Genomic DNA, 702 nt, shown 5'->3' on the forward strand with positions numbered 1-702 from the left:
GGGTGGCCGAGCAGGCGTTGGCGGTGACCCAGGCCGCTCAGCAGCCCGCGGGCAACACCGCCCAGACGGTGGCCTCGCAGTTGGCGAGCACGCAATTGGTCACCACCGCGGCTCCGCAGGTGACCGCCCCGACGTCGCAGACCGGGCCGTTTACCTGGCTAACGAGCGCGATCCAGAACTTCACCCAAAGTGGGCTGCCCACGCCGACCAACAATTACCTGGGGCTAAGCCCCACCTTCTACACCGTGATGCTCAAGCAGAACACGGGCCTGGCCTACTTCTCCAACGGCATCGTGGCGTTTTGGTCGCAGTTGGCTCAGCAGTTGGTGTCGGGTCCTGGTGGTACCACGGCTGGTGCCGGTGGTGCGTGGTTCCCGACGCCGCAGTTCGCCCAGTTGGGCCTGGGCAACCTGGGCAGCCTCAGCAGCAACGTCGTCTCGGCCGGTGCCGGGCAGGTCACCCAAGTCGGGGGTTTGTCGGTGCCCCAGCAGTGGGCGACGCTGACCTCGGCGGTCAGCCCGGCCAACGCCGAGGCCGAGGCGCTGCCGGTGCAGGCCGGCGCGGCCGGCAACCCTCCGGCCAACGCCCTGCTGCGCGGCATGCCCACCGGCGTCATGGGCCGCCGCGCCGGCGCCGCCGCGGGCTACTCCCACAAATACGGCTTCCGCTACAGCGTCCTAACCCGACCCCCATCGGCCGGAT

At 69.8% G+C, this 702-nt stretch carries 1 protein-coding gene; it reads left to right on the plus strand.

The window, feature by feature from the left end; translation table 11 throughout:
- A partial coding sequence (locus tag A9X05_RS24270; protein ID WP_197499189.1) for a PE/PPE C-terminal domain-containing protein occupies window positions 1-702 on the plus strand: 702 nt, incomplete at both ends.

Origin of the sequence: Mycobacterium sp. E3298, from assembly GCF_001666895.1 — a bacterium.
Taxonomy (GTDB): Bacteria; Actinomycetota; Actinomycetes; order Mycobacteriales; family Mycobacteriaceae; genus Mycobacterium.